We start from the raw sequence: 21,731 nt of genomic DNA on the forward strand, positions 1-21,731 counted from the left end.
CGCTTATATAATAAAGGAAAGCAGGAATGTGCAAGCCAGTGCAATCACGGACGCGATAAATGTCGCGGTCGTATAGTATTTAAACGTTTCATTCAGGGTGGCACCGCAGTATTGCTTCACCAGCCAGAAGAGGGAATCGGTAACGATCGTGCAGCCAATAGCGCCGGAACCGATAGCAATGGCGATGATCTCCGGGCTGACGTTGGGATAGAGCGGCAGCATCGGTGCAACGATTGCCGTGGCGCCCATCATTGCCACCGTGGCGGAACCCACCGCGGCATGCAGGATTAACGCCACCAGCCACGCCAGCAGAATCGGGTGCATATGCATGTTCGAGAGGATCAGTGCAAGAGTATCCGCCAGCCCACTGCTCTTGAGGATAGCGTTGAATGCGCCGCCTGCGCCGATAATCAGCAGAATGTTAGCGATGGAGCCAAAACCGTTTTCAGTGTGAGTCAGCAACGTACCCATACCGATGTGTTGACGCAGGCCGAGAATGTAATAGGCAACGAAAACGGCAATAAACATCGCGGTGATCGGGTTACCAATAAACTCCAGCAGCGTATATACCGTGCTGCCTTTCGCCATGTTCAGCTCAGCGACGGTTTTTACCAGCATCAGGCCAATCGGTAGCAGAACGGTAAACAGCGTAGCACCCAGCGACGGTAGCGTACTTTCGTCACGCACTTTAAGGTCAGAAAACTCAGCCGGAACCGGTTTAAACGGCAGACGGTTACCCAGGAATTTCAGGTACAGAGGACCGCCGATCAGCGAGGCCATCAAGCCGACCAGTAAGCCGTAGACAATCACGGTGCCAATGTCTGCGCCCAGCTTGTTCGCCACGAACAGGGCAGCCGGATGCGGTGGTACCACGCAGTGCACCGCCATCAGCGCCGTACACAGCGGAATCGCCAGCTTCAGTAATGAAGTATTGGTTTTCTTGGCAATTGAAAAGGCCAGTGGAATCAACAGCACCACGCCGACTTCAACAAACAGCGTGATCCCACAAATCAGCCCAACCAGAACCATAATGACGTCGGCGGATAGCCAGCGGCAGCGCTGCAGCGTCAGGCCAATGCGTTCGGCTGCGCCGGACACTTCCATCATTTTGCCCAGAATGGTCCCAAGGCCGATAACCGCGGCGAGGAAGCCCAGCGTACCGCCGATGCCACTCTCAATGGCATTGACCATATCCAACGGCCCCATGCCCATCATCGTACCCACGAAGAAGCTGGCTAACAGTAGCGCCAGAAACGGGTGGAATTTGAACTTCACGATGGTCAAAACGATTAACACGATGCTTATCAGCAGCGTGCTCACAACCCAGATTTGAGAGTGCATAACTCACCTTGCCCTGTGATTAATATAGGGTTATTGGACAAAAATAAGGCATGGTCTGACAAACGATATAAATCCCCCTTCACATGAGCCAGATTGCATCAAATGAGTGATTTATGTCTAATTGTGCTTTGTTTATGCGATATGGTTCACTCTGGTTCACCTTTGAGCTGATTTTTGCAGCGAACTTTTTTACACTCCAGCGCATGAATCAGAAGGAAAAGAGGTGAGAATGGATCCCCTACGCGAAGTCAGAAACCGGCTGCTCAACGGCTGGCAGCTATCAAAGCTGTATACTTTTGAAGTGGCGGCCCGGCATCAGTCGTTTGCGCTGGCGGCAGACGAGTTGTCATTGAGCCCCAGCGCCGTCAGCCATCGCATAAATCAGCTTGAAGATGAGCTTGGTATCCAATTATTTGTTCGTTCTCATCGCAAAGTGGAACTCACTCATGAGGGCAAACGGGTATTTTGGGCGCTGAAGTCGTCACTGGACACGCTCAACCAGGAGATTCTTGATATTAAGAATCAGGAGCTCTCGGGGACGCTCACCGTCTACTCACGACCTTCTATCGCCCAGTGCTGGCTGGTTCCGGCGCTCGGCGACTTTACCCGTCGCTACCCGTCAATTTCGCTAACCATGTTGACCGGGAACGACAACGTCAATCTACAGCGTGCGGGTATCGATCTCGCCATCTATTTTGACGATGCACCCTCCGCGCAACTCACGCATCACTTCCTGATGGATGAAGAGATCCTGCCGGTGTGCAGCCCGGACTACGCCCGCCGCCATGACCTTACCGGTTCGCTGGTGAATTTGCCGCACTGTACGTTGCTGCACGACAGACAGGCGTGGAGTAACGATTCCGGGACCGATGAGTGGCACAGTTGGGCGCAGCATTTTGCAGCGAATTTGCCAACATCGTCGGGGATTGGTTTTGATCGTTCTGATTTAGCAGTAATTGCGGCAATGAACCATATCGGCGTGGCGATGGGCCGAAAACGGCTGGTGCAAAAACGCCTCGATAGCGGAGAATTGATTGCGCCTTTTGGCGATATGGCGCTGAAATGTCATCAGCATTACTACATCACCACGCTGCCCGGCAGGCAGTGGCCGAAAATCGAGGCGTTTATTGGCTGGCTACAGGAGCAGGTTAAATAAGCGGGTCGCGAATATTTTTTACGCTTTCGCTCTACACGGAAAGTGAAAAAGCGTGCTAAATACGTGATATCACTCCTGATGATTTGCGTAAGGACGACCGTGTTAAAGCCGATTGTTTCCCTTTTACTGTTGGCCAGCGCCACCGTGTGTGCCGCGCAACCTGTGTTGACGGCGGCGCAGTATGTGCAGCAGCTTGGGGTTGGGATGAACGTAGATTGGGCGCGTACCGATCGGGGCATCCGTGAATTCGATCCGCTGGTGGTGCGGGATTATAAGGCGAAAGGGTTGACCCACGTGCGCATTCGCGTGGCGGGTGAGCCAACGGAGGCGCGGCTCATTCATCTGCGCAAGCTGGTGGAAGCCTGCGAGCAGTATGGCGTGATCCCGATAATTGCCTATCAGGCTGACGAGTATAAAAAAGACCCCAGTGCCAGTAACGAAAAAGAGGTGGTTAACTGGTGGGTGGCGGTGGCGCATTACTTTGGCCAAAGCTCGCCGTTGCTGGGTTTCGACCTGATTTATGAACCTGCCGATAAGCTCAACCATAATCAGGCGTCGCTCAATAGGGTGTATGACAAAACCATCCGTACCATCCATGCCATCGATCCACAGCGAATGATATTTATTGCGCCGAAACTGCATGCCGCTCCGGAAGATTTGCCCAACCTAAAGTTGCCGCCGCAAAGTCAGAATACCGTGCTGGCCCAATGGCATATTTTCCCGTGGGGGCCGCTGAAAAATAACGGTAAATACCCGTGGACCTCAGGGACAGCGGCAGAAAAGGCCGCCATTCGTGCCCGTATCAATACCGCCATTCACTGGCAGCAGAAAACCGGTCATGTTAGTTGGGTAGGAGGCTGGTCGCCGGGAGAAACCATCAGGAACGCGCCTTCTGCCTCGCAAATGGCGTTTGCCCGCTTTATGGCTTGCGAGCTGAAGAAAGCGAAAATTCCCTATGCTATCAATGCGGATACGCAGTTCTATGATGGTGAGGAAGGGGCATGGAGACCGGCGCTGGAGCCGTTGTTGAATACCATGATTGCCCCTGAGTGTGAAAAGCCCGGCGAGAAGCCGGGCCATCATACGCTTAAACCGCCTGTCCCTGATGCGACACGCGTGACGCCAGCGGAAGCCAGCAAACAAAAATCAACAGCCCCATAAGGGTCATCAGCAGGCCCAGGCTGGCTTGCCCGGTCTGCGGCAGCATGGCAGAGAACCACGCCAGCACGCCGGAACCAATGTTCTGTAATCCACCAACCAGCGCACCAGCAGTACCGGCCAGGAACGGGAAAGGCTCCATTGCGCCGCTGGTTGCCAGCGGAAACAGCATCCCGGCACCGAAGAAAAACAGTGCGGCGGGAACCAGCAGTGTCCAGACGTTCATCACGTCGAACAGACCAGGGATCCACATCATCAAACCGGCGACCAGACAGCAGATAACCGACTGCCACATTAGCGTCGAGAAACGCTTATTCGGGCGACCGGCGAACCAGGCACCAAAAAACGCCGCCGGAATGGGCAGAATAAACAGGATACTGACCACCATGCTGCTTAAGCCGAGACGCGCGCCTAACAACACCCCGGAACAGGCTTCGAAGACCGCAACGCCCGCCAGGCCGCCGATCAGCATCAGCACGTAACAGGTGAAAGAGCTGTTGCCAAACAGCGTTTTGTAGCTGGCGATAAGCTGTGGACGCGGCGCACCTGCGGGGCGCGTTTCTGGCATCCAGCGCGCCATGCTAAACGTGACGCCTGCGCACAGCACCAGCAGAAAGATGTAACAGGCACGCCAGTTCCACAGGGTATCCAGCATACCGCCAATCAATGGTGCCAGCAGTGGGCTGACCAGAATCCCCATGTTTAACAGGCTATTAGCGTGGCGTAACTGCGTGCCTTCATACAAATCGCGCGGTAACGTTCGCGCCATCACACCACCGACGCCCGTTCCTATCCCCTGTATTGCGCTGGCGATAATCAATACCGTAAGGCTGTGAGTGGTTATGGCGACCAGCGTAGCCAGCATAAAAATGGACATCCCGGCGAGGATCACCGGGCGGCGGCCAACGCGATCGGAAAGTGGGCCGTAAATCAGTTGTGACAGGCCATAGGTCAACAGATAGGCGGCCATCACGCTTTGCACCGCCCCTTCGCGAACGTTCAGTTCACGCGCCATATCAGCAATCGCGGGGATATAAATGGTTTGCGCCATCTGACCTACCGCCACCAGTAATACCAACATCAACAACAAATTGACGCTTCTATGCCTTTTCATTTCGCTGATTACTTTTCAAAAAGTGAAAAAATAAGAATAAGGTGCTGCACTTTCCCGTAAATGCGCGTGGAATCTACCACAAAAGAAAAAGAAGACCAGATAGTGGGCTGGAATGTTTAAACGATGGACGGCAGGAAATGTAAACAAAAAGCGGCAACAAATGTTGCCGGATTGCATCGGGTTTACAGAGGTCATGATAAGCGTAGCAAAACTGCGCCTATGGCAATGCCTCCAGCCGCAACGAGACGTATTCCGGCAACCTTCTCTTTCAGTAGCAGCCACGCGAGCAGCGCGCCAAACAGGATGGAAGTTTCACGCAGCGCAGCGACTACCGCCAACGGAGCCTGAGTCATGGCCCACAGCGCCAGACCGTAAGAACCCATTGTGCCAATCCCACCAAGAATACCTTTTTTCCACTGTTGTACCAGATAACGTGACGCTTCCCGGCGTCGGGCAATCATCGCCCAGCCCAGCAGGCAGGAGCCGTTCAGAAAGAAGGTCCACAGCGTATAACCCAGCGCGGTTTCAGATAAACGTACGCCGGTGCCATCAACCAGCGTATATCCGGCGATAAAGCAGGCGTTAATGAGCGCCAGCACGATCCCGCGTTGCGAGCTGCTGCGTCCGTTAAACGCCATGCCGAGGATCGCCAGACAGATCGTGGCAATCCCCACCCAGGCTAGAACAGAGAGGCTATCGCCAAGAAACAGGACGCTGATAATTGCGACCAGTAGTGGCGCTGTGCCGCGCATTAACGGATAGGTCTGGCTCATATCCGAAACCTGATAGGTTTTGGCGACCAGGACGGTATATACAATTTGCAACGCAGTTGAGACGGCTAAAAACGGCAGGCTGGCGGCGGAAGGTTGCGGCGCAAAGGGTAAGCAAATCAATGCCATAATTGCAGCAGAACCGCTGACACCGATCGCTGAGTACAGTTTATCGTTTCCAGCTTTAACAATGGCATTCCAGCTGGCATGCAGCAGCGCGGCGAACAGCAAAATGCAGAAAACAGAAAGCGTCATGGTGGAATTCTTCCCTGAGAATGTCATAAAAACGTAACATATTGGCGCGACACAAGCACCAGGGAGAAGGTGAAAGGGGAGCGGAGTGTTACCCGCCCCCCTTAGGTGCGACTTGAATCCGAATTACTTAACGTATTTCAGAACAGCATCAAGTAGTTGCAGTGCTGCAACAATGAGTTTGAGGATAAGAATAGCGATATCCACGAGGCTCATACGCTCTCCTTTTGGTACAAGGAGCACGGTGCTGACGTACCTCGCCGCTGCCTGTTGCCAGCACCTTTGTTGACATAACACAGTGTGCTCACACGGGGGTTAAGGCGCTGACGGCACCACCCGTTTCAGCCAGGACTTTGATGCGCCGGTTTACGATGCGGCCCCCGCATAACACATTGCGTACCGAGACATTATAGATAAATACTGTATAAATTAACAGTATTTTATGGACGTTACGCTATTCATGTTCCATACTCAAAACCATCAAAATTCGTGCCGAAATTGCGTGTTCTTCGCAGAACGCGTATACTTTTTTCGTTGACATAACACAGTGTGTTCGGCGGCTACCAACCGCACAGCACTGAAAAAAACCTCGCTCCGGCGGGGTTTTTTGTTTTTCAGCAATGCACAACGAAATGTGATCATTGACGCATTTTTATGCAGATGAAAATTTTTCCATTGTCACGCTGAAAAACCTGTGTTTGTATAAATCCAGTTAATCAACAAACAGACAGGTCCCTAATGAACCCTTCCATGCTGACTGCGACCCTACTAAAAACTGCGCCATCTCGCGCAGCGGTCGTCGTGCGTGTGGTGGTGGTCGTCGGCAATGCGCCGTAGGGTCCGAATCAACACACGATTCCAAAACCCCGCCGGCGCAAACCGGGCGGGGTTTTTCGTTTCAGAGACCTGCCCGGAGCAAAGGCCCAGAATAAAAGGACTGGAGCATGGCAAGTTCGGGCATAACATCCAAGCGTACGCGTTTTACGGGCGCAGAATTCATCGTTCATTTCCTGGAACGCCAGGGAATTCAGGTTGTTACCGGTATTCCCGGCGGATCGATTCTTCCCGTCTATGACGCCTTAAGTCAAAGCACGCAAATCCGTCATATCCTGGCGCGCCACGAGCAAGGAGCTGGGTTTATCGCTCAGGGAATGGCGAGAACCGATGGCAAACCCGCCGTCTGTATGGCCTGCAGCGGACCGGGCGCAACCAATCTGGTGACCGCCATTGCTGATGCGCGTCTGGATTCCATCCCGCTGGTGTGTATCACCGGGCAGGTTCCGGCCTCAATGATAGGCACCGACGCCTTCCAGGAAGTCGACACCTACGGCATTTCTATCCCCATCACTAAGCACAACTATCTGGTCCGACATATCAGTGAATTACCTCAGGTCATGAGCGATGCGTTCCGCATTGCGCAGTCCGGACGTCCAGGCCCGGTGTGGATAGACATTCCTAAGGATATTCAAACCGCCGTTTTTGACATTGAAGAGATGCCGGAGCCTGCGCAGAAAATGGCGGCGCCAGCGTTCAGCCAGGACAGCATTCGCGATGCCGCAGCCATGATTAACGCCGCACAGCGTCCGGTGCTGTACCTCGGCGGCGGCGTGATTAACGCACCTGAGCGCGTACGTGAACTGGCGGAAAAAGCGATGCTGCCCACCACTATGACCTTAATGGCGCTCGGTATGTTGCCGAAAGCGCATCCGCTGTCGTTAGGCATGCTGGGCATGCACGGCGCGCGTAGCACTAACTTTATTCTGCAAGAAGCGGATTTATTGATTGTTCTGGGCGCACGTTTTGATGACCGGGCGATTGGTAAAACGGAGCAGTTCTGCCCGAACGCCAAAATTATTCACGTGGATATCGACCGCGCGGAGCTGGGTAAAATCAAACAACCGCACGTGGCGATTCAGGCGGATGTCGATGAGGTTCTGGCACAATTGATCCCATTAATTGACGCGCAGCCGCGAGAGTCGTGGCATCAGACGGTGGCCGATTTACAACGTGAATTCCCTTGCACTATTCCGCAGGAAAGCGACCCGCTCAGCCACTATGGATTGATCAACGCCGTGGCTGCCTGCGTAGACGATAGCGCCATTATCACCACCGACGTAGGCCAGCATCAGATGTGGGCGGCACAGGCTTATCCGCTGAACCGTCCGCGTCAGTGGCTGACCTCCGGCGGTCTGGGAACTATGGGCTTTGGCCTGCCAGCGGCAATTGGCGCGGCGCTGGCCAATCCAGACAAGAAAGTGCTGTGCTTTTCCGGCGACGGCAGCCTGATGATGAATATTCAGGAAATGGCGACAGCCAGCGAAAATCAGCTGGATATTAAAATCATCCTGATGAATAACGAAGCGTTGGGTCTGGTGTATCAGCAGCAGAGTCTGTTCTATAAGCAGGGTGTTTTTGCCGCGACCTATCCGGGGATGATTAACTTTATGCAGATAGCCGCCGGGTTTGGTCTCGAAACCTGCGATCTGAATAACGAAGCGGACCCACAGGCAGCGTTGCAGGAGATTATTAATCGTCCTGGGCCTGCGCTGATTCACGTGCGCATCGATGCCGAACAAAAAGTGTACCCGATGGTGCCGCCGGGTGCGGCAAACACAGAAATGGTGGGGGAATAAGCCATGCAACAGCAGACTCATGACAACGTAATCCTGGAACTCACCGTACGCAACCATCCGGGCGTAATGACTCACGTTTGCGGGCTGTTCGCCCGCCGCGCGTTCAACGTGGAAGGCATTCTCTGTCTACCGATTCAGGACAGCGATAAGAGCCGCATCTGGCTACTGGTCAACGACGATCAACGTCTTGAGCAGATGATAAGCCAGATCGACAAGCTGGAAGATGTGGTGAAAGTGGCCCGCAACCAGTCCGATCCGTCGATGTTTAACAAAATTACCGTGTTCTTTGAGTGAGTTAGTCGCCGTCTGAATCCGGGGTGATCACTTTTACAGAGCCGTTCCGGCAGTGGGTTGCGTAATCTGCCGGTAACGGACGGTCGCTTATCAGTACGTCAAAGGTGGAGAGTGGACCAATGCTGGCGGGGGCGACCTCATCGAACAGGGCGTGGCGCGTCAGCAGAATTTTGTGTAATCCGCGTTCCATCGCTTTGCGTTTTGTGGCCAGATCGTCCGGATTGAACCAGCTAACGCCGAAATGCTCATGGACTCCGCTGGCGGAGATAAAGACTTTCCGTGGGTTGAGTGCATCCAGCGGGGAGGGATTGCTGGTGTCGTAAAAGGCGTCACTTTTCGCCCGGTAGGTCCCCCCGCAAAGAATCGCTGTGGCGTTGGGCTTTTCATTTAGCGCTACGAACACCCGGTGCGAGTAGCAAATCCCGGTAAAGGAAATATCGTCCGGGATCATGCTGACCACCAACGGCATTTCCGCACCATTATCAAAAAAGACCAGATCATTTTCACTCACCAGTCCCGCAGCCAGAATGGCAACCGGTAAATCGTCGCGGTGATACTGTTTTTGCGCGGGGAGTGGCGCGTTAACGATGGCGGCAGGTTTGTTCACCATCACAATGTAACCACCAAGCAGCGTGAGTGGTAACGGTTCGTCATCCTGACTGAGATCCCGACGAATAGTCATCACGGAAACTTCCAGCATTCGTGCCGCCTCTTTCAGATGGATTCGGTCGGTCTTCTTCAACAATTCCATCAGACGTCGAATACGTTCTTTTTGCTTAGTTTCCATGTGCTTCTCCACGAATCATGTTCCCATGTTCCTTCAGTAACATTTTTGTGTTTCTGAGAACATGACATTGCCGCATTACTATACGTCTGACTATCCGGAAATAAAAGCGTGTTTTTTCACGTTTTATTGATTATAACCAGTTAATTTTCAGTCAATTGTAAGCAACTTCATCATTTGTATTGTGATGTGGGTGTAACAGTTAGTGTAATAAATAAACAATAAAATGATCTTCCAATCGCGATCCTAGTCACAAATGATACGAAAGTAACATGATAATGTTATTTTAATATCATTGTTGTGTGATTGTTTCTGAGAGGTAGTAAAATGGATATCGCGGTTATTGGCTCCAACATGGTGGATCTCATCACCTACATCAACCAGATGCCCAAAGAAGGGGAAACGCTGGAAGCACCGGCGTTCAAAATTGGCTGCGGGGGCAAAGGCGCAAATCAGGCCGTTGCGGCCGCTAAGCTCAATTCCAAAGTGCTGATGCTGACAAAAGTCGGTGATGATATTTTTGCGGATAACACTATTCGCAATCTCGAATCCTGGGGAATTAATACCACCTATGTCGAAAAGGTACCCTGCACCAGCAGCGGTGTCGCACCGATCTTTGTTAATGCGAACTCCAGCAACAGTATTCTGATTATTAAAGGAGCGAACAAATTTCTCTCCCCGGAAGATATCGATCGTGCGGCGGAAGATCTGAAAAAATGTCAGCTTATTGTCCTGCAACTGGAAGTGCAGCTGGAAACCGTTTATCACGCGATTGAATTTGGTAAAAAACACGGTATTGAAGTGTTACTAAATCCCGCCCCTGCATTACGGGAATTAGATATGTCTTATGCCTGTAAATGTGATTTTTTTGTGCCGAATGAAACCGAGCTGGAAATATTAACCGGTATGCCAGTAGATACTTATGACCATATTCGCGCAGCGGCACGTTCTCTGGTTGATAAAGGTCTGAACAATATTATCGTCACCATGGGTGAGAAAGGTGCGCTGTGGATGACGCGTGACCAGGAAGTCCATGTTCCAGCGTTTAAAGTGAACGCTGTCGATACCAGTGGCGCAGGCGACGCTTTCATCGGTTGTTTTGCTCACTATTACGTTCAAAGCGGTGATGTGGAAGCCGCCATGAAAAAAGCCGCTCTCTTCGCTGCTTTCAGCGTTACCGGGAAAGGCACTCAATCATCTTATCCAAGCATCGAACAATTTAATGAGTTTCTTACCTTAAACGAATAATACTCCTGCACTGTAAAAGGTAGCACTATGAACGATAAAAACATCATTCAGATGCCTGACGGCTATTTGAATAAGACCCCTCTGTTCCAGTTTATTTTGTTATCCTGTTTATTCCCGTTATGGGGATGCGCAGCCGCATTAAATGATATTCTGATTACGCAATTCAAAAGCGTATTTTCACTCAGCAACTTTGCCTCGGCATTAGTTCAGAGTGCCTTTTATGGCGGTTATTTTTTAATTGCTATTCCAGCATCTCTGGTGATTAAAAAGACCAGTTATAAAGTCGCCATCTTAATGGGGCTGACCCTTTATATCGTTGGGTGTACGCTCTTTTTCCCGGCATCGCACATGGCCACCTACACCATGTTCCTTGCGGCGATTTTCGCGATTGCGATTGGTCTGAGCTTCCTGGAAACAGCAGCCAACACCTACAGCTCAATGATCGGCCCAAAAGCGTATGCCACTTTACGCCTGAACATCAGTCAGACTTTTTATCCTATTGGTGCGGCTGCTGGCATTCTGCTAGGTAAATATCTGGTCTTCTCTGAAGGCGAAAGCCTGGAAAAACAGATGGCCGGGATGAATGCTGAGCAGATCCATAACTTTAAAGTGTTGATGCTGGAAAATACCCTTGAGCCATACAAGTACATGATTATGGTACTGGTTGTGGTGATGGTGTTATTCCTCCTGACTCGCTTCCCGACCTGTAAAGTCGCGCAAACCACGAGTCATAAACGCCCGTCAGCGATGGATACACTGCGTTATCTGGCCAGCAATGCCCGTTTCCGTCGTGGAATTGTGGCGCAATTTCTTTATGTGGGGATGCAGGTCGCGGTGTGGTCATTCACCATCCGTCTGGCACTGGAATTAGGTGATATCAACGAGCGCGACGCCTCAACCTTCATGGTCTATAGCTTCGCCTGCTTCTTTATCGGCAAGTTTATCGCCAACATTTTGATGACGCGCTTCAATCCGGAAAAAGTGCTGATTCTCTATTCCATTATTGGTGCGCTGTTCCTCGTCTATGTTGCACTGGCGCCAAGCTTCAGCGCTGTGTATGTCGCAGTGCTGGTGAGTGTCCTGTTTGGACCCTGCTGGGCGACAATCTATGCTGGTACGCTTGATACCGTGGATAACGAGCATACCGAAATGGCAGGTGCTGTCATTGTCATGGCGATTGTCGGTGCGGCGGTGGTTCCTGCGATTCAGGGCTATGTGGCCGATATGTTCCATTCATTGCAACTCTCGTTCCTGGTCTCCATGCTGTGCTTCGTGTACGTCGGTATCTACTTCTGGCGTGAAAGCAAAGTGCGCAACAACCTGGCTGAAGCGACAGTTTCCTGAGGAGAGCGATCATGACAACACGTATAACGCTGTGGCGAGAACTCTTTGCAGAGCATCCGCGAATCTTACTGAAGAATAACGACTTCACGGTTACCGCATTTCGTTACGCCAGCGGAGTGGAAGGGCTGAAGGTAGAAAACAGTCGTGGACATCTGGTTATTCTGCCCTGGATGGGGCAGATGATCTGGGATGCTCAGTTTGATGGCCATGACCTGACCATGCGTAACATGTTCAGTCAGCCGAAACCGGCGGCGGAAGTGGTGGCGACCTACGGCTGTTTTGCCTTCCACTCAGGTCTGTTGGCAAATGGCTGCCCATCACCAGAGGATTCACATCCTTTGCACGGTGAAATGGCTTGTGCCGCGATGGATGAAGCCTGGCTGGAGCTGGAGGGTGAGAATTTGCGCGTGGCTGGACGCTATGAGTATGTGATGGGGTTCGGTCATCATTATCAGGCGCATCCTGCGGTGGTAATGCACAAAGCGAGCGCGCTGTTTGATATTCAGATGGCGGTTACCAACCTCGCCTCAGTGGCAATGCCGTTGCAGTACATGTGCCATATGAACTATGCCTACGTACCGGAAGCTACCTTCAGCCAGAATATTCCGGATGAGGCCATGAAGCTGCGTGAGTCGATACCCGCGCATGTTAAGCCGACTGAGCAGTGGCTGGCGTTTAATCAGCGGATTGTTCAGGGCGAGGCTTCTCTGGCGCGGCTCAATGAACCGCATTTTTACGATCCGGAAATTGTCTTCTTTGCTGACCAACTGGACAGGTACACAGATAAGCCGGAATTTAGCATGATCGCGCCTGATGGCACCACGTTCGTTACGCGTTTCTCCAGCACGGAGCTGAATTATGTGACGCGTTGGATCCTCTATAACGGCGATCAGCAGGTTGCGGCATTCGCCTTGCCTGCAACCTGTCGACCTGAAGGATTCCTGGCAGCACAACGCAATGGCACCTTGATTGAAATAGAACCGCAGCACACCCGGACATTTACAGTCACAACTGGCATAGCCTGATCGCTCAAGGCTTGAACACCAAAGCACTTATCGTTAAGGTAAGCGCTTTTGCTGGGTGGCGGCATTAATGCCTTATCCGGCCTACAACGGCACCCGCCCGTAGGCCTGATAAGCGTAGCGCCATCAGGCATGCCTTAGCGCTAGGATGAACCCATGATTACCGTTGCCCTTATTGACGACCACCTCATCGTCCGCTCCGGCTTTGCCCAACTGCTGGGGCTGGAACCTGATTTGCAGGTGGTCGCTGAGTTTGGCTCAGGCAGTGAGGCGCTGGCGGGATTACCGGGACGCGGCGTGCAGGTGTGTATCTGCGATATCTCTATGCCTGATATCTCTGGTCTTGAACTGTTAAGCCAGTTGCCAAAAGGAATGGCGATTATCATGCTCTCTGTCCACGACAGCCCGGCACTGGTGGAGCAGGCGCTCAACGCGGGCGCGCGTGGTTTCCTTTCTAAACGCTGCAGCCCGGATGAGCTGATCGCGGCGGTGCATACCGTAGCGACCGGAGGCTGTTACCTGACGCCGGACATCGCCGTCAAACTGGCTGCCGGTCGTCAGGATCCGCTCACCAAACGCGAACGTCAGGTGGCGGAAAAACTGGCGCAAGGTATGGCGGTCAAAGAGATTGCCGCTGAACTGGGTCTGTCGCCGAAAACGGTGCACGTGCATCGCGCTAACCTGATGGAAAAGCTGGGCGTCAGCAACGACGTCGAACTGGCCCGCCGGATGTTTGACGGCTGGCAATGAACACGTTCTGTTCCCGGTTAATCACCGTTGTTGCCTGCTTCTTTATCTTCTCTGCCGCGTGGTTTTGCCTGTGGAGCATCAGCCTGCATCTGGTTGAGCGCCCGGAGCTAGCGGTACTGCTGTTTCCGTTTGGCCTGCGTCTGGGGTTGATGCTGCAATGTCCGCGCGGCTACTGGCCGGTGCTGCTGGGCGCGGAATGGCTGCTTCTTTTCTGGCTGGCGCAGGAAGTGGCGCTGGTCCATTTACCACTTTTGATGATCGGCAGCTTCCTCACGTTACTCCCGGTGATGTTGATTTCGCGATACCGCCATCAGCGCGACTGGCGCACGCTGCTGTTGCAGGGCGCGGCGCTCACGGCGGCGGCGCTGCTGCAATCGCTGCCCTGGCTTGGGCAAGGTGAAGAGGCGTGGAACGCGCTGTTGCTGACGCTCACTGGCGGATTAACGTTGGCGCCGATCTGCCTGGTGTTCTGGCACTATCTGACCAGCACGACCTGGCTGCCACTGGGCCCGGCGGTGGTGTCGCAGCCGGTGAACTGGCGCGGGCGGCATCTGGTCTGGTACCTGCTGCTGTTTAGCGTCAGCCTGTGGCTACAGCTCGGCTTACCCGCCGAGCTTTCGCGCTTCACGCCGTTTTGCCTCGCGTTGCCGATCATTGCGCTGGCCTGGCACTACGGCTGGCAAGGGGCACTGATTGCGACGCTGATGAACGCCATCGCGCTGATTGCCAGCCAGACCTGGCACGATCATCCCGTCGATCTGTTGCTCTCGCTGCTGGTGCAAAGCCTGACCGGGCTGCTGCTCGGTGCGGGTATTCAGCGTCTGCGCGAACTTAACCAGTCGCTGCAAAATGAATTAGCACGCAACCATCGTCTGGCGGAACGCCTGCTGGAAACCGAGGAGAGCGTGCGCCGGGATGTGGCGCGCGAACTGCACGATGATATCGGCCAGACCATCACCGCCATTCGCACCCAGGCGGGCATTGTTCAGCGGCTGGCGCCAGAAAACGCAGGGGTGAAGCGCAGCGGGGCGCACATCGAACAACTTTCTCTCGGCGTGTACGATTCGGTGCGTCGCCTGTTAGGCCGCCTGCGACCGCGCCAGCTGGACGATCTCACGCTGGAGCAGGCCATCCGCTCACTGATGCGCGAAATGGAGCTGGAAAGCCGTGGCATCGTCAGCCATCTCGACTGGCGAATTGACGAATCTGCACTTAGCGAAAGCCAGCGGGTGACGCTGTTTCGCGTCTGTCAGGAAGGGCTGAACAATATCGTTAAGCACGCCAACGCCAGCGCGGTGACGCTTCAGGGCTGGCAACAGGATGAACGGCTAATGCTGGTGATTGAGGACGACGGCAGCGGCCTGCCGCCTGGGTCGAATCAACAGGGATTTGGCCTCACTGGGATGCGTGAACGCATTAGCGCCCTCGGCGGATCGCTCTCGATTTCCTGTACGCACGGCACGCGGGTCAGCGTGTCGTTACCCCAGCGATATGTGTAAGGCGCGGTCATGTTTTCATTTTTAAAAGCTCCGGCCAGTGCGTCGCTCATTACTGATAAGCGTGAAGTGGATGCTCTCTACCGCTACTGGCGGCGGCATATCCTGACCACCATCTGGCTCGGCTACGCGCTGTTCTATTTCACACGCAAGAGCTTCAATGCCGCCGTACCGGATATCCTCATCAGCGGCGTGCTGACTCGCAGCGACATTGGGCTGCTGGCGACGCTGTTTTACATCACCTACGGCCTGTCGAAGTTTGTCTCCGGTATCGTCAGCGACCGTTCGAACGCCCGCTATTTTATGGGTATCGGACTGATTGCCACCGGCGTGGTAAACATTCTGTTTGGATTCTCCACCTCGCTATGGGCCTTTGCAGTGCTGTGGGCGCTGAACGCCTTTTTCCAGGGCTGGGGATCGCCGGTCTGCGCGCGTTTATTGACCGCGTGGTATTCGCGTACTGAACGCGGCGGCTGGTGGGCGCTGTGGAACACCGCACACAACGTCGGCGGGGCGCTGATCCCTATCGTGATGGCGGCGACAGCGCTGCACTACGGCTGGCGCGCCGGGATGATGATCGCCGGGCTGCTGGCGATTGTGGTGGGGATTTTTCTCTGCTGGCGGCTGCGCGACAGGCCGCAGGCGATTGGTCTGCCGCCAATTGGCGACTGGCGGCATGATGAACTGGAAATTGCCCAACAGCAGGAAGGTGCTGGGCTGAGCCGCAAAGAGATCCTCACCCGCTATGTGCTGCTGAATCCTTATATCTGGCTGCTGTCACTGTGTTATGTGCTGGTGTACGTGGTCCGTGCCGCGATTAACGACTGGGGCAATCTGTACATGTCGGAGACGCTCGGCGTGGATCTGGTGACCGCCAATACCGCCGTGACCATGTTTGAGCTGGGCGGATTTGTTGGCGCGCTGGTGGCGGGTTGGGGTTCGGACAAGCTGTTTAACGGCAACCGCGGTCCAATGAACCTGATTTTCGCCGCCGGAATTTTGCTCTCCGTTGGCTCGCTGTGGCTAATGCCGTTCGCCAGCTATGTGATGCAGGCCGCGTGCTTCTTCACCACCGGATTCTTCGTCTTCGGCCCGCAGATGCTGATCGGCATGGCAGCGGCGGAGTGTTCGCACAAAGAGGCGGCGGGCGCGGCAACCGGATTTGTCGGGCTGTTTGCTTATCTGGGGGCATCGCTCTCCGGCTGGCCGCTGGCGAAGGTGATGGAGGTCTGGCACTGGACCGGATTCTTTGTGGTGATCGCTATTGCGGCGGGAATTTCCGCGCTGCTGCTGCTGCCGTTTTTAAATGCCCAGGCTCCGCGCGAACTCAACGAAGCGTGATGTACCTCACCTTTTTGTCCCGAGTGGAGCAAAACTAAGAAATTTTCCCGGTTTCACCTGGACGCTGTCTCAGGCGCGTCTTCCGGCTGATTTTTACAATGCCTGCCATTCGCAGGTATAAAAATTAGCTCGGGAGTGTCAAATGCTGGCCTTTCTAAACCAGGTGCGCAAGCCGACCCTGGATCTGCCGCTCGATGTGCGGCGCAAAATGTGGTTCAAACCGTTCATGCAGTCCTATCTGGTGGTCTTTATCGGCTACCTGACCATGTACCTGATCCGCAAAAACTTCAACATCGCGCAGAACGACATGATCTCCACCTACGGGCTGAGCATGACGCAGCTGGGGATGATTGGCCTGGGCTTCTCCATCACCTACGGCGTGGGTAAAACGCTGGTTTCCTACTACGCGGACGGCAAAAACACCAAGCAGTTCCTGCCGTTTATGCTGATCCTCTCCGCCATCTGTATGCTTGGCTTCAGCGCCAGCATGGGCGCGGGTTCAACCAGCCTGTTTTTGATGATCGCTTTCTACGCGCTGAGCGGTTTCTTCCAGAGTACTGGCGGCTCATGTAGCTATTCCACCATTACTAAATGGACGCCGCGTCGCAAACGGGGTTCTTACCTCGGCATGTGGAATATCTCCCACAACCTCGGCGGTGCGGGTGCGGCGGGCGTGGCGCTGTTTGGCGCTAACTATCTGTTTGACGGTCACGTCATCGGTATGTTTATCTTCCCGTCGATTATTGCTCTGATTGTCGGCTTTATCGGCCTGCGCTACGGCAGCGACTCCCCGGAATCTTATGGCCTCGGTAAAGCCGAAGAGCTGTTCGGTGAGGAGATCAGCGAAGAAGACAAAGAGACCGAAGAAAACGAGATGACCAAATGGCAGATCTTTGTTGAGTACGTGCTGAAAAACAAAGTGATCTGGCTGTTATGTTTCTCGAACATCTTCCTGTACGTAGTGCGTATCGGTATCGACCAGTGGTCCACAGTCTACGCCTTCCAGGAGCTGAAGCTTTCCAAAGAAGTGGCGATTCAGGGCTTTACCCTGTTCGAAGTGGGCGCGTTGGTCGGTACGCTGCTGTGGGGCTGGCTCTCTGACCTGGCGAACGGTCGTCGTGCGCTGGTGGCCTGTGTAGCGCTGGCGTTGATTATCGCCACCCTGGGCGTTTATCAGCACGCCAGCAACCAGTACGTTTATCTGGCTTCGCTGTTTGCGCTGGGCTTCCTGGTGTTTGGCCCGCAGCTGTTAATCGGCGTTGCGGCAGTCGGATTTGTGCCGAAAAAAGCGATCGGCGCAGCCGATGGGATTAAAGGCACTTTCGCTTATCTGATTGGTGACAGCTTCGCCAAGCTCGGTCTGGGGATGATTGCCGACGGCACGCCGATTTTCGGGCTGACCGGCTGGGCAGGCACCTTTGCTGCGCTGGATACCGCCGCCATTGGCTGTATCTGCCTGATGGCCATCGTGGCCGTGTTTGAAGAACGTAAAATTCGCCGCGAGAAAAAGATTCAACAATTGAAAGTTGCTTGAGTTAAGTGTGCATTGGTAACTTTTGCCCGCCTTAATGGCGGGCTTTTTTATACTCTAAACTGGCTGGTTTCATGTACCAGATTGCGCAGCCACTGATGAGCGGCATCGCGGTGCGTGCGTTCATGCCAGGCCATGCTTTTTGTAAAACCGGTTATGGGTAGCGGGGGCGGTAAAACGTGCATACGGGTGTCGTCATACGCCAGACGGGCAGGAACAACGGCAATCATATCGCTGATAGCGAGGATGTCCGGCAATACCAGGAAGCTGCTAACCGACAAACCAATCTGCCGTTGGCGTCCGACGCTTGCCAGTGCCTCATCGGTGACGCCCCAGAAACTTTCACCCTCATAAGAAACCAGCACATGCTCCAGCGCGCAGAAGCGATCGAGCGTCAGCGGTTGCCCCGCATCAGGATGCGCATGACGCATGAGACAAACGTACTCTTCATCATATAACGCCCGGCTATGCAGGTTGTCGGGCGTGGAATCCGGCGTCAGCAACGCCAGGTCGATTTTCCCCTGCTCAAACTGTGTGGTGAGCAGCACTGGCTCAACCGGGATCACTCGTACACGAATGCCCGGTGCGCGCACGCGAAGCGCGGCAATAAATGGCACAATAACCGCTTTGAGCGCGTAATCCGTAGCGGCGACGGTAAAGGTGAGCGCTGCGGTGAGCGGGTCAAACTGTGTCGGTTTAAGCAGTATATCGATATCGCTGAGGATCTGTTTGACCGGGGCGGCCAACTGTTGGGCACGCAGCGTCGGAACAATGCCATGCGGTGTGCGACTAAACAGCGGATCGTCAAAATAGTCGCGCAGGCGGTTGAGCATACCGCTTACCGCAGGCTGGGTGAGCGACAGCCGCTGCGCCGCCCGGGTTACGCTGCGTTCATCCAGCAGGGCATCCAGCGTTTTTAACAGATTGAGATCGAGCGTTCTGATATCAGATTTCATGATGTCTGCCTGCGAGTTCGATAAGTCACATTATGACACGTTCAGTCGTCGACAGAGGTGAATTTGCCGCTATGATGGGCGTCCTGTCTGGTAATGGATGTGCGCATGATTTGGATAATGCTGGCCACGTTGGTGGTTGTTTTTGTGGTGGGATTTCGGGTGCTAACGTCCGGGTCGCGGCGGGCAATTCGCCGTCTGAGCGAGCGGCTGAACATTGATGTCGTGCCGGTAGAATCGATGATCGATCAGATGGGAAAAGTACAGGGAGAGGCTTTTTTACAGTACCTCCACCGTCCTGATGAATCGCATCTACAAAATGCTGCCCAGGTGCTGTTGATCTGGCAAATCGTTATTGTCGACGGCAGTGAGCAGAACCTGTTGCAATGGCACCGCTGGCTGCAAAAAGCCCGGCTGGCTGCACCGATTACCGACGCGCAAGTGCGTCTGGCGCTCGGTTTTCTGCGCGAGATGGAGCCGGATATACAGGAGCTTAATGCGTTCCAGATGCGCTATAACGCCTTTTTCCAGCCCGAGGATGGCGTGCACTGGCTGCACTGATATCAAAATTTATGATGACGACTATTTTGAATCGTCATTATCTTTATATCTTACGCGAAAGCATGATGTACCTCGTTAACTCACACGACGAGGTACATCATGAATCAAGCGACTCAACAACGTGCAATTATCTGGCCTGCAGCGTATCTGCCGGGGACGACTGATAACTTTGCTTCAAATGAAATTATCGTTGCCGGACTGAGCGCCCGTGCCGTCTGGGCACAGCTTAATGACACAACGCGCTGGCCGACGTATTACAGCAACGTAGCGGATATCCGTTTTCACGACGGTTCCGGTCCATTGTTAAGCATGGATGCCCGCTTTCGTTTTACGACTTTTGGTTTCCCCATCGAAGCGCAAATCACTGAGTATGTGCCGCCGGTTGACGGCCAGGCCGCGCGTGTTGCCTGGCATGGCTGGGCGGAAGGCGACGCCACTACACGTCTGGATGTGATCCACGCCTGGCTCTTTGAGGATTTACCCGGCGGGCGCGTACGTATTCTGACCTAGGAATCACAAATTGGCGTTCCGGCACAAGAAATGGCACGTACGCTGCCCAATCCGATGATCAACGGTCATCAGGAGTGGATAACCGGCCTGGCCCGGGCTGCGCGTGACGCTTAATTGAGCCAGAAAGGGCTCTCTGTCCTGGGCTGGATAAGGCGCAGCCGATCTCTGGTGAATAGTTGTCAAAACGTTAAATACGTCACAAATTTAATGTTACACTGCGTAACTTTTCTACAATAACCCCACGCAGGTAACAAAATGAGTGAAGCTGTTGAACAAAAATCCCGCGCTGAGGCAAATTCCCGACCTAACTGGTCGGCGGTATTTGCCGTGGCGTTCTGCGTTGCCTGCCTGATAACCGTTGAATTTCTCCCCGTTAGCCTGTTAACGCCGATGGCGCAGGATTTGGGGATTTCTGAAGGTGTGGCCGGACAATCGGTGACCGTGACGGCATTTGTCGCCATGTTCGCCAGCCTGTTTGTGACGCAAATTATTCAGGCGACCGATCGTCGCTATGTGGTGATCCTGTTTTCGATTCTGCTGACGCTTTCCTGCCTGCTGGTTTCATTTGCTAACTCTTTTACGCTAATGCTGATCGGTCGTGCCTGTCTGGGGCTGGCGCTCGGCGGGTTCTGGGCGATGTCGGCGTCGCTGACCATGCGTCTGGTTCCTGCACGTACGGTGCCGAAGGCGCTGTCGGTTATTTTTGGCGCGGTGTCCATCGCGCTGGTGATTGCCGCGCCGTTGGGAAGCTTTTTGGGCGGCATTATCGGCTGGCGTAACGTGTTTAATGCGGCGGCGGTAATGGGCGTGCTGTGCACTATTTGGGTGGTGAGAGCGTTGCCTTCGCTGCCGGGTGAACCTTCGCATCAGAAACAAAACATGTTCAGCCTGTTGCAGCGTCCAGGGGTGATGGCCGGGATGATTGCCATCTTCATGTCCTTTGCTGGTCAGTTCGCCTTCTTTACCTATATTCGCCCGATCTATATGAATCTGGCGGGCTTTGACGTTGATGGCCTGACGCTGGTGCTGCTGAGCTTCGGTATTGCCAGTTTTGTTGGCACGTCGTTCTCGTCGATGATTTTGAAGCGTTCGGTCAAACTGGCGTTAGCCGGTGCGCCACTGGTGCTGGCGCTCAGTGCGCTGGTCCTGATTCTATGGGGCAGCGACAAATTGGTAGCGGCAGGTATTGCGATTATCTGGGGGCTGTTGTTTGCGCTGGTACCGGTCGGCTGGTCGACGTGGATCACCCGTTCGCTTGCCGATCAGGCAGAAAAAGCCGGATCCGTCCAGGTCGCCGTGATCCAGCTTGCCAATACCTGCGGGGCAGCGGTGGGAGGCTATGCGCTCGATACCCTCGGACTGCTGTCGCCCCTGATGCTTTCCGGCAGCCTGATGCTGCTGACGGCGCTTTTGGTTACGATGAAGGTCAGGATTCAGTGAAAACAGTTGCCGGATAGCGCATCGTTTTCAATC

Annotated in this window: 20 protein-coding genes and 1 pseudogene; 15 read left to right on the forward strand and 6 right to left on the reverse strand. The window is 54.0% G+C overall.

What is annotated here, in order from left to right; translation table 11 throughout:
• Positions 1 to 3 precede the first annotated feature (3 nt).
• On the reverse strand, positions 4 to 1,341 hold the full coding sequence (dsdX, locus tag SK35_RS00085; protein WP_003827107.1) for a D-serine transporter DsdX: 1,338 nt from the start codon (positions 1,339 to 1,341) through the stop codon (positions 4 to 6).
• Positions 1,342 to 1,570: 229 nt separating this feature from the next.
• Here dsdX and dsdC point away from each other — a divergent pair, with 229 nt between their 5' ends.
• Complete coding sequence (gene dsdC / locus SK35_RS00090) at positions 1,571 to 2,497, forward strand: DNA-binding transcriptional regulator DsdC (protein ID WP_003827110.1); 927 nt, start codon at positions 1,571 to 1,573, stop codon at positions 2,495 to 2,497.
• 78 nt (positions 2,498 to 2,575) lie between these two features.
• Positions 2,576 to 3,658 carry a cellulase family glycosylhydrolase gene (locus SK35_RS00095; protein ID WP_032941555.1) on the forward strand — a complete coding sequence of 361 codons (1,083 nt, stop codon included), beginning with the start codon at positions 2,576 to 2,578 and terminating at the stop codon, positions 3,656 to 3,658.
• Here SK35_RS00095 and emrD read toward each other — a convergent pair.
• From emrD to tisB, 3 genes are all read right to left on the reverse strand, one after another.
• Complete coding sequence (gene emrD, locus SK35_RS00100; protein ID WP_048215244.1) at positions 3,585 to 4,769, reverse strand: multidrug efflux MFS transporter EmrD; 1,185 nt, start codon at positions 4,767 to 4,769, stop codon at positions 3,585 to 3,587. The two genes, SK35_RS00095 and emrD, sit on opposite strands and share 74 nt — an antisense overlap.
• A 191-nt stretch (positions 4,770 to 4,960) precedes the next feature.
• Positions 4,961 to 5,794 carry a DMT family transporter gene (locus SK35_RS00105; RefSeq protein WP_020996046.1) on the reverse strand — a complete coding sequence of 278 codons (834 nt, stop codon included), beginning with the start codon at positions 5,792 to 5,794 and terminating at the stop codon, positions 4,961 to 4,963.
• Positions 5,795 to 5,917: 123 nt separating this feature from the next.
• Complete coding sequence (gene tisB / locus SK35_RS00110; RefSeq protein WP_003023909.1) at positions 5,918 to 6,007, reverse strand: type I toxin-antitoxin system toxin TisB; 90 nt, start codon at positions 6,005 to 6,007, stop codon at positions 5,918 to 5,920.
• A gap of 522 nt (positions 6,008 to 6,529) precedes the next feature.
• On the opposite strand from tisB, the gene ivbL reads away from it, so the two are divergent.
• From ivbL to ilvN, 3 genes are all read left to right on the forward strand, one after another.
• Positions 6,530 to 6,628, forward strand: coding sequence for an ilvB operon leader peptide IvbL (gene ivbL, locus SK35_RS00115; RefSeq protein WP_003827118.1), 99 nt, complete (start codon positions 6,530 to 6,532; stop codon positions 6,626 to 6,628).
• A gap of 107 nt (positions 6,629 to 6,735) precedes the next feature.
• The gene (gene ilvB, locus SK35_RS00120; RefSeq protein ID WP_048215245.1) at positions 6,736 to 8,424 is read left to right on the forward strand and encodes an acetolactate synthase large subunit; all 1,689 of its coding nucleotides are present in this window, start codon (positions 6,736 to 6,738) and stop codon (positions 8,422 to 8,424) included.
• A gap of 3 nt (positions 8,425 to 8,427) precedes the next feature.
• On the forward strand, positions 8,428 to 8,718 hold the full coding sequence (gene ilvN / locus SK35_RS00125) for an acetolactate synthase small subunit (RefSeq protein WP_003023914.1): 291 nt from the start codon (positions 8,428 to 8,430) through the stop codon (positions 8,716 to 8,718).
• Position 8,719: 1 nt separating this feature from the next.
• On the opposite strand, the gene SK35_RS00130 is transcribed toward ilvN, so the two are convergent.
• Positions 8,720 to 9,505, reverse strand: a complete 786-nt coding sequence (locus tag SK35_RS00130; RefSeq protein ID WP_048215246.1) for a DeoR family transcriptional regulator — start codon at positions 9,503 to 9,505, stop codon at positions 8,720 to 8,722.
• 324 nt (positions 9,506 to 9,829) lie between these two features.
• On the opposite strand from SK35_RS00130, the gene rbsK reads away from it, so the two are divergent.
• The 7 genes from rbsK to uhpT all read left to right on the forward strand — a co-directional run bounded on the left by rbsK (position 9,830) and on the right by uhpT (position 18,237).
• Positions 9,830 to 10,750, forward strand: coding sequence for a ribokinase (gene rbsK / locus SK35_RS00135; RefSeq protein ID WP_003827124.1), 921 nt, complete (start codon positions 9,830 to 9,832; stop codon positions 10,748 to 10,750).
• Between the two features lie 27 nt (positions 10,751 to 10,777).
• The gene (fucP, locus tag SK35_RS00140) at positions 10,778 to 12,094 is read left to right on the forward strand and encodes an L-fucose:H+ symporter permease (protein WP_003827126.1); all 1,317 of its coding nucleotides are present in this window, start codon (positions 10,778 to 10,780) and stop codon (positions 12,092 to 12,094) included.
• An 11-nt stretch (positions 12,095 to 12,105) separates the two neighbouring features.
• Positions 12,106 to 13,119: an aldose 1-epimerase family protein gene (locus tag SK35_RS00145; RefSeq protein WP_048215247.1), complete on the forward strand. Its 1,014-nt coding sequence runs from the start codon at positions 12,106 to 12,108 to the stop codon at positions 13,117 to 13,119.
• A 153-nt stretch (positions 13,120 to 13,272) separates the two neighbouring features.
• Complete coding sequence (uhpA, locus tag SK35_RS00150; RefSeq protein ID WP_003023923.1) at positions 13,273 to 13,866, forward strand: transcriptional regulator UhpA; 594 nt, start codon at positions 13,273 to 13,275, stop codon at positions 13,864 to 13,866.
• The gene (gene uhpB / locus SK35_RS00155; protein ID WP_048215248.1) at positions 13,863 to 15,365 is read left to right on the forward strand and encodes a signal transduction histidine-protein kinase/phosphatase UhpB; all 1,503 of its coding nucleotides are present in this window, start codon (positions 13,863 to 13,865) and stop codon (positions 15,363 to 15,365) included. Before uhpA ends, uhpB begins: the two co-directional genes overlap by 4 nt.
• Positions 15,366 to 15,374: 9 nt before the next feature.
• A complete protein-coding gene (locus tag SK35_RS00160) occupies positions 15,375 to 16,703 on the forward strand; it encodes an MFS transporter (RefSeq protein ID WP_048215249.1) in 1,329 nt (442 codons plus the stop codon).
• Positions 16,704 to 16,845: 142 nt separating this feature from the next.
• Complete coding sequence (gene uhpT, locus SK35_RS00165; RefSeq protein WP_003023929.1) at positions 16,846 to 18,237, forward strand: hexose-6-phosphate:phosphate antiporter; 1,392 nt, start codon at positions 16,846 to 16,848, stop codon at positions 18,235 to 18,237.
• 47 nt (positions 18,238 to 18,284) lie between these two features.
• Here the strand turns inward: uhpT and SK35_RS00170 are convergent, their stop codons facing one another.
• Positions 18,285 to 19,190, reverse strand: a complete 906-nt coding sequence (locus tag SK35_RS00170) for a LysR family transcriptional regulator (RefSeq protein ID WP_048215250.1) — start codon at positions 19,188 to 19,190, stop codon at positions 18,285 to 18,287.
• A 105-nt stretch (positions 19,191 to 19,295) separates the two neighbouring features.
• Here SK35_RS00170 and SK35_RS00175 point away from each other — a divergent pair, with 105 nt between their 5' ends.
• The 3 genes and pseudogenes from SK35_RS00175 (at position 19,296) to nepI (ending at position 21,698) form a co-directional block, all read left to right on the forward strand.
• On the forward strand, positions 19,296 to 19,748 hold the full coding sequence (locus tag SK35_RS00175) for a DUF1198 family protein (RefSeq protein ID WP_048215251.1): 453 nt from the start codon (positions 19,296 to 19,298) through the stop codon (positions 19,746 to 19,748).
• Positions 19,749 to 19,847: 99 nt separating this feature from the next.
• Positions 19,848 to 20,372 (forward strand): annotated as a pseudogene (locus SK35_RS00180) (SRPBCC domain-containing protein).
• A gap of 141 nt (positions 20,373 to 20,513) precedes the next feature.
• A complete protein-coding gene (nepI, locus tag SK35_RS00185) occupies positions 20,514 to 21,698 on the forward strand; it encodes a purine ribonucleoside efflux pump NepI (RefSeq protein WP_048215252.1) in 1,185 nt (394 codons plus the stop codon).
• The last annotated feature ends 33 nt before the right edge of the window (positions 21,699 to 21,731 follow it).

Origin of the sequence: Citrobacter sp. MGH105 (genome assembly GCF_001037485.2) — a bacterium.
In the GTDB taxonomy this organism is placed as follows: Bacteria; Pseudomonadota; Gammaproteobacteria; order Enterobacterales; family Enterobacteriaceae; genus Citrobacter; species Citrobacter portucalensis.

Excerpts from the sequence above, each read along its gene's own strand:
- nepI (WP_048215252.1), top strand. The coding sequence starts at position 20,514 with ATGAGTGAAGCTGTTGAACAAAAATCCCGCGCTGAGGCAAATTCCCGA.
- SK35_RS00105 (WP_020996046.1), bottom strand. The coding sequence starts at position 5,794 with ATGACGCTTTCTGTTTTCTGCATTTTGCTGTTCGCCGCGCTGCTGCAT.
- SK35_RS00145 (WP_048215247.1), top strand. The coding sequence starts at position 12,106 with ATGACAACACGTATAACGCTGTGGCGAGAACTCTTTGCAGAGCATCCG.
- emrD (WP_048215244.1), bottom strand. The coding sequence starts at position 4,769 with ATGAAAAGGCATAGAAGCGTCAATTTGTTGTTGATGTTGGTATTACTG.
- ilvN (WP_003023914.1), top strand. The coding sequence starts at position 8,428 with ATGCAACAGCAGACTCATGACAACGTAATCCTGGAACTCACCGTACGC.
- uhpT (WP_003023929.1), top strand. The coding sequence starts at position 16,846 with ATGCTGGCCTTTCTAAACCAGGTGCGCAAGCCGACCCTGGATCTGCCG.
- SK35_RS00175 (WP_048215251.1), top strand. The coding sequence starts at position 19,296 with ATGATTTGGATAATGCTGGCCACGTTGGTGGTTGTTTTTGTGGTGGGA.
- uhpB (WP_048215248.1), top strand. The coding sequence starts at position 13,863 with ATGAACACGTTCTGTTCCCGGTTAATCACCGTTGTTGCCTGCTTCTTT.
- SK35_RS00095 (WP_032941555.1), top strand. The coding sequence starts at position 2,576 with ATGATTTGCGTAAGGACGACCGTGTTAAAGCCGATTGTTTCCCTTTTA.
- rbsK (WP_003827124.1), top strand. The coding sequence starts at position 9,830 with ATGGATATCGCGGTTATTGGCTCCAACATGGTGGATCTCATCACCTAC.
- ivbL (WP_003827118.1), top strand. The coding sequence starts at position 6,530 with ATGAACCCTTCCATGCTGACTGCGACCCTACTAAAAACTGCGCCATCT.
- tisB (WP_003023909.1), bottom strand. The coding sequence starts at position 6,007 with ATGAGCCTCGTGGATATCGCTATTCTTATCCTCAAACTCATTGTTGCA.
- ilvB (WP_048215245.1), top strand. The coding sequence starts at position 6,736 with ATGGCAAGTTCGGGCATAACATCCAAGCGTACGCGTTTTACGGGCGCA.
- SK35_RS00160 (WP_048215249.1), top strand. The coding sequence starts at position 15,375 with ATGTTTTCATTTTTAAAAGCTCCGGCCAGTGCGTCGCTCATTACTGAT.
- fucP (WP_003827126.1), top strand. The coding sequence starts at position 10,778 with ATGAACGATAAAAACATCATTCAGATGCCTGACGGCTATTTGAATAAG.
- dsdC (WP_003827110.1), top strand. The coding sequence starts at position 1,571 with ATGGATCCCCTACGCGAAGTCAGAAACCGGCTGCTCAACGGCTGGCAG.
- SK35_RS00130 (WP_048215246.1), bottom strand. The coding sequence starts at position 9,505 with ATGGAAACTAAGCAAAAAGAACGTATTCGACGTCTGATGGAATTGTTG.
- uhpA (WP_003023923.1), top strand. The coding sequence starts at position 13,273 with ATGATTACCGTTGCCCTTATTGACGACCACCTCATCGTCCGCTCCGGC.
- SK35_RS00170 (WP_048215250.1), bottom strand. The coding sequence starts at position 19,190 with ATGAAATCTGATATCAGAACGCTCGATCTCAATCTGTTAAAAACGCTG.
- dsdX (WP_003827107.1), bottom strand. The coding sequence starts at position 1,341 with ATGCACTCTCAAATCTGGGTTGTGAGCACGCTGCTGATAAGCATCGTG.